At 36.4% G+C, this 6106-nt stretch carries 6 protein-coding genes; all 6 read right to left on the bottom strand.

The window, feature by feature from the left end; genetic code table 11:
* Nucleotides 1-34 precede the first annotated feature (34 nt).
* On the bottom strand, nt 35-760 hold the full coding sequence (locus tag Q0L65_RS01110) for a DUF1080 domain-containing protein (protein WP_296682500.1): 726 nt from the start codon (nt 758-760) through the stop codon (nt 35-37).
* A gap of 10 nt (nt 761-770) precedes the next feature.
* A complete protein-coding gene (locus tag Q0L65_RS01115) occupies nt 771-2225 on the bottom strand; it encodes a Gfo/Idh/MocA family oxidoreductase (protein WP_296682502.1) in 1455 nt (484 codons plus the stop codon).
* A gap of 41 nt (nt 2226-2266) precedes the next feature.
* The gene (locus Q0L65_RS01120; protein WP_296682504.1) at nt 2267-2632 is read right to left on the bottom strand and encodes a c-type cytochrome; all 366 of its coding nucleotides are present in this window, start codon (nt 2630-2632) and stop codon (nt 2267-2269) included.
* Between the two features lie 14 nt (nt 2633-2646).
* The gene (locus Q0L65_RS01125) at nt 2647-3699 is read right to left on the bottom strand and encodes a sugar phosphate isomerase/epimerase (protein WP_296682506.1); all 1053 of its coding nucleotides are present in this window, start codon (nt 3697-3699) and stop codon (nt 2647-2649) included.
* Nucleotides 3700-3701: 2 nt separating this feature from the next.
* Complete coding sequence (locus Q0L65_RS01130) at nt 3702-4865, bottom strand: Gfo/Idh/MocA family oxidoreductase (RefSeq protein ID WP_296682508.1); 1164 nt, start codon at nt 4863-4865, stop codon at nt 3702-3704.
* 12 nt (nt 4866-4877) lie between these two features.
* The coding region (locus tag Q0L65_RS01135) for a GMC family oxidoreductase (RefSeq protein ID WP_296682510.1) at nt 4878-6106 on the bottom strand (1229 nt) is incomplete at its 5' end.

Consider the following 6106-nt stretch of genomic DNA (forward strand, 5'->3'; position numbering starts at 1 on the left):
AATTTATTTTTTGGTTTGGTTAGTTGATTTAGTATTATTTACAACCTGTTGTAGGTTGTAGTGAATTCCATTCTTTTATCATAATGTTTCTATACCACACATTATCTCCATGATCTTGTAAGGCAATTTTTCCTGATTGGAAAGCAGCAAATCCTGGCCAAGTAGCAAATTTACTACCTGCAACTAAAGCTTTGAATTTATCGTCCCAAAGCATCGTTTCTACCACTTTTACGCCATTCAATAGCATTTGTAATTTTCCGAATTTACATACAATATCAACAGAATTCCATTCACCAACAGGTTTTACAGGTTCAGTTGTACTTTTGATTAAATCGTATAAATCACCAGCTCTGTGTTTTTCTATTTTACCATCTGGATGACCATCGTTATCCAAAACTTGCATTTCTAAACCTGTTTCATAAGTGTTTTTGAATTTAGACAAATCTTCATTCACATAAAAAATAATTCCACTATTTGATTTAGCCGCTACTTTCCATTCTAATTTCAAATGGAAATTAGTGTATTCTTTATCGGTAACTAAATCACCACCTTGACCATTTTTGGCTGCAGCTGGATCAAAATGTAACGTACCATCTTCAATTTTCCAAGCTGGTGTTGCCGTTTTTTTTCCATAAGCATGCCATCCAGTGGTGGTTTGTCCATCAAAAAGTGAAACAAAACCTTTTGGTAAAGCGGTCTGTGCGTTAGTTGTTTGCATCAAAATAGTTACTAGTGCTATTTTAAAAATATTCTTAATCATTTTAATTGTATTATAAAGTTAAATTTTTCCATCCTTCGCGGTAATCGCGTTTTACAAATTGATTGACTTCATCAAAATTAGTAATTCGCATAGCGTCATTATCCCACAATAATTTAGCTGAACGTCCTGGGTAGACATCTTCTCCTAATTCGTCACGAACAATATCATATCCTCTGATTGCTAAATTAGCCATTAACAAGGCTTCCGTCAATGGTCCTGCGATTTCAAAACCAGAACTCACTTCGTGTTTGCCATATCCAGCAATAGCAGCTTCAACCCATTGTCTATAATGTCCATCCATTCCGTCTTTTACACGAGCATATTTTTGAGCCACTTGAAGATTTTCATTTCTACTTAAAGGTAACAAACGAGGATTCAACCCGTAGGTATCTGACATCATTTTTCCTTTAGTACCAACGAATAACGTACCATTTCCTCCGTCTCCAAAAATTTCATTTGGACCTAATTCTTCTGGACGAACAGGTTGAATTCCACCATCCATCCAGTGTACCGTAACATCCCCTTGTGTTTTCTCCGTTTTAGGGAAAGTTAAGGTTACATGACTTGAAGGCGGACAACTTTCCGGGAAATAGCCGCGTTTAAATTCGTCAACATAAACAGAACCTACACTACATTGTACGTCTTTGGCATATTTTAAATTCAATACACTAAAAGGGGTTTCTAATAAGTGACAACCCATATCTCCTAATGCCCCTGTTCCATAATCCCACCAACCTCTCCAGTTGAAAGGAACTAATTTGTCAACATAATTCTTGTATGGAGCTGTTCCTAACCATAAATCCCAATCCAATTCTTTTGGAACTTCAGGCTTAGCTGTAGACCAAGGAATACCTTGTGGCCAAACAGGTCGATCTGTCCAAGCATAGATTGTATGAACATCTCCAATTAGACCTGCTTCATACCATTCTTTCATAGTTCGAGAAGCATCATTAGAAGAACCTTGATTTCCCATTTGAGTAACCACTTTGTATTTTTTAGCCGCTTGTGTTAAAATTCTGGCTTCATAAATATCATGAGCCATTGGTTTTTGTACATAAACGTGTTTTCCTAATTGCATTGCTGCTAAACACTGAATAGCGTGATTATGATCTGGAGTAGAAACTGAAACTGCATCAAAGTTTTTGTGTTCTTTATCCAACATTTCGCGCCAATCTTTATAAAATTTAGCTTTAGGAAATGCGTTAACACTATTAGCTGCTCTTCGAGTATCTACATCACATAAGAAACCAATATTCGCTTTTCCACTCTTGTGAAACATCGCAATATCAGACTGTCCTTTTCCTCCAACACCAATCCCTGCAATTACTAATCTATCGCTAGGTGCAACAAAACCTCTACCTAAAACGTGACGTGGCACAATCATAAAAGCGGCAGCTGCCATAGCGCTTGTTTTTATAAAATCACGGCGATTGTTATTGGGTTTATTCTCTTCTTCTTTTTTCATAATTTATTCAAATTAGTCAGTAATAGTTACAACCTATAATCTTATTTTTTTAATGATAAAATGTATTTCACCATTGATTTTGCGTCTTCTTTTTTCAATGCTGAGTGAGCTGACATGGGCATTGTTCCCCAAACGCCTGAACCTCCTTTGATTATTTTACCTACTAAATAGGTTACGTTTTTGTCATTATTTGGATATTTTTTAGCAATATCTAAATAAGAAGGTCCAATTAATTTTTTGTCTAATTTATGACATCCTACACAATCTGATTTTGCAATCAGTTTTTCTCCATCATTTGACTGAACTTCGATATTCGTTTTTTTAATATATTTTTTTTCTGAATCAATTTTTGAAAAAGAAGTTAAAGTCAATGAGGCTAAGCCAAAAAGTAAATAAGTACGTTTCATTTTGTTTATGTTTATTATAATCCTAAATTTTTTCTGTTCAATTGCGTATTGGTTTCAACAGCTGCAAAATCGTCAAACGCTTTATCAGTAACTTTGATAATGTGTTTTTTGATAAATTCAGCTCCTTCACGCGCGCCATCTTCTTGATTTTTGATGCAACATTCCCATTCCATAACAGCCCAACCTTTATAATCATATTGTGCTAGTTTACTAAAAATGGTTTTGAAATCAATTTGTCCATCACCTGGCGAACGATAACGTCCTGCGCGGTTAGCCCAATTTTGGTATCCACCAAAAGTTCCTTGTTTCCCCGTCGCATTAAATTCGGCATCTTTAACATGAAATGCTTTAATACGTTCGTGATAAAAATCGATATACTGAATGTAATCTAATTGTTGCAATACAAAATGTGATGGATCGTATAACAAACAAGCTCTTGAATGGTTGTTTACGGCTTTCAAAAACATTTCGTAGGTTTCTCCATCAAATAAATCTTCTCCTGGGTGAATTTCATAACAAACATCCACACCATTTTGATCAAATTCATTCAAAATTGGCAACCATCGTTTAGCCAATTCAGCAAATCCTTCTTCAATTAATCCCGGTGGTCTTTGAGGCCAAGGGTGGAAGTATTGCCAAAGCAATGAACCACTAAAAGTAGCGTGTGCATTTAATCCTAAATTTTGAGAGGCTTTAGCCGCATATTTCATTTGTTGTACTGCCCATTCTTGTCTTGCTTTTGGATTCCCGCGCAAAGCAGCAGGAGCAAAGCCGTCAAAGAAATCATCATAAGCAGGATGTACAGCAACTAATTGACCTTGTAAATGCGTTGATAATTCTGAAATTTGTAAGCCATAAGAAGCTACTTTTCCAGTCAATTCCTCTGCATATGTTTTACTTTCTGCCGCTTTTTGCAAATCAATAAAACGAGCATCCAATGTTGGCATTTGAATCCCTTTAAAACCTAAATCGGCTGCCCATTGACAAATTCCGTCTAACGAATTAAAAGGAGCTTCATCTCCAATAAATTGAGCTAAAAAGACCGCTGGTCCTTGAATTGTTGTCATACTTATAAAACGTTAGGAGTCCATTTTTTATCAGACTGTGCTGATAACACTACATTATCAATAAATGCCATTCCTCGTAAACCATCTTCAACAGAAGGGAAGTCTAACATTTCTGGAGTGGGTTGAGTTCCGTCAATTTTACAACCTAAAGTCAAAGCAAAGTTTCTATAGATATTAGCAAAAGCTTCCAAATAACCTTCTGGGTGTCCGCCTGGAGTTCTACAATTGTGTCTTGCAAATGAAGATAAATGACCATAATTAGAACCAGCTCTTAAAATTTGCATCGGTTCTTCTAACCATTTTACAATTAAAGAGTTAGGTTCGTGTTGCAACCATTCGATTCCCCCTTTTTCGCCATACACTCTAATTTTAACAGCATTTTCTTCACCGGCTGCTACTTGAGAAGCCATTAACACTCCTTTAGCGCCATTGTCGAATTTCAGCATCACGGCACCATCATCATCCATGACACGTCCTTCTACTAAAGTATTCAACTCAGCACAGATGTCAGTAATTTTTGATCCCGTAATGTATTCTGCTAAATGAGCAGCATGGGTTCCAATATCTCCCATTACAGAACTTTTTCCTGATTTTTTAGGATCAGTTCGCCAAGCTGCTTGAGCATTTCCTTCTCTTTCGGATAATTTACTTAACCATCCTTGAGGATATTCTACCCAAACCTTACGAATTTTACCTAATTTTCCTTCTCTCACCATAGCTTTGGCTTGTTTTACCATTGGGTAACCAGAGTAGGTGTGGGTTAGACAAAGTGTTAAACCTGTTTCTTTTAATTTTTGTTCCAATTGTTTTGCCTCGTCTAACGAAAACGTAATTGGTTTTTCGATTACTACATTAAATCCGTGATCCAAAGCCATCATAGCAGGAGCAAAGTGAGCAAAATTAGGGGTTACAATCGTAACAAAATCAATTCGCTCATCAGCTGGTAAAGCAGCTTCCGCTTTAATCATTTCTTCGTAAGTCAAATACGTTCTTGATTCTGGAAGAAACAATGCTTTACCTGAAGCTTTTGCCACTTCAGGATTGATACTCAAAGCACCACAACTTAATTCAATTAAGCCATCCATATTAGCAGCCAAACGATGTATTGCTCCAATAAAGGCATCTTGGCCACCACCGACCATTCCCATTCTTAATTTTCTTGTCATAATAATAGTAACCTAGATATTTTTTTTCTTTAATTCTTTTACTGCGTAATCGGCTGCACGTGCTGTTAAAGCCATAAATGTCAATGAAGGGTTTTGGCATGCAATAGAAGGCATACAAGATCCATCAGTAACAAATACATTACTTACTTCATGCATTTGATTCCATTTGTTCAATACAGAATCTTTAGGGTCGTTACCCATACGAGCGGTACCCATTTCGTGAATTGCCATCCCTGGATAACAATCATTGTCATACGTTTGGATATTTTTCATTCCAGCTGCTTCTAACATTTCAGCAGCATCGTTCATCATATCTTCACGCATTTTAGCTTCATTTTCTTTGTATTCGCAATCAATTTTTAGAACTGGCTGACCCCACTTATCTTTTTTAGAATGATCGATAGTTACTTTATTTTCATAATAAGGTAGCATTTCTCCAAATCCTCCTAATCCCATTTTCCAATGATCTGCAGGTTTAGACATATTGTTCTTGAAATCAGTTCCAAAAGCCAATTCAGCAACATCAGCTTGCCAATTGCCACGACTTGCTCCACCTTGGTAACCAAATCCTCTTAAGTAATCACGTTTGTCATTACCGTAGTTTTGGTAACGTGGTACATAAATTCCATTAGCTCTACGTCCATAAGTGTATTTATCTTCAAATCCTTCTGCAGTACCTTCCGCACCACAACGGAAATGGTGATCCATCAAGTTATGACCTAATTGTCCACTTCCATTACCTAATCCATTGGGATGTGCTTCAGAAGTAGAGTTCAATAAAATAAAAGTAGAACCTAGGGTAGAACCGTTTACAAAAACGATTTTAGCATAAAATTCCATCGTTTCATTGGTCTCAGCATCGATTACCATAACCCCTTTAGCTTTCTTAGTATTTTTATCGTAAATAATATGATTTACAATAGAATACGGTCTTACAGTTAATCTTTTAGTTGCCATAGCAGCAGGTAATGTAGCAGATTGTGTACTGAAATAAGCTCCAAATGGACACCCACGACTACATAAATTTCTGTACTGACAGTTTCCACGTCCATTATGAGGAACAGTTAAATTGGCAGTACGTCCAATAGTTAGAATTCTTTCTCTATTGTAGTGTTTTTCGATTCTTTCTTTTACTGATTTTTCAACACAGTTCAAATCCATTGGTGGAAGAAAGTGACCATCAGGTAACATTGGCCAACCTTCATTTTGCCCACTGATTCCAGCAAATTTTTCTGCATAAT

Source organism: Flavobacterium sp. (genome assembly GCF_024642105.1).
Taxonomy (GTDB): Bacteria; Bacteroidota; Bacteroidia; order Flavobacteriales; family Flavobacteriaceae; genus Flavobacterium.

Excerpts from the sequence above, each read along its gene's own strand:
- Q0L65_RS01110 (WP_296682500.1), bottom strand. The coding sequence starts at position 760 with ATGATTAAGAATATTTTTAAAATAGCACTAGTAACTATTTTGATGCAA.
- Q0L65_RS01115 (WP_296682502.1), bottom strand. The coding sequence starts at position 2,225 with ATGAAAAAAGAAGAAGAGAATAAACCCAATAACAATCGCCGTGATTTT.
- Q0L65_RS01120 (WP_296682504.1), bottom strand. The coding sequence starts at position 2,632 with ATGAAACGTACTTATTTACTTTTTGGCTTAGCCTCATTGACTTTAACT.
- Q0L65_RS01125 (WP_296682506.1), bottom strand. The coding sequence starts at position 3,699 with ATGACAACAATTCAAGGACCAGCGGTCTTTTTAGCTCAATTTATTGGA.
- Q0L65_RS01130 (WP_296682508.1), bottom strand. The coding sequence starts at position 4,865 with ATGACAAGAAAATTAAGAATGGGAATGGTCGGTGGTGGCCAAGATGCC.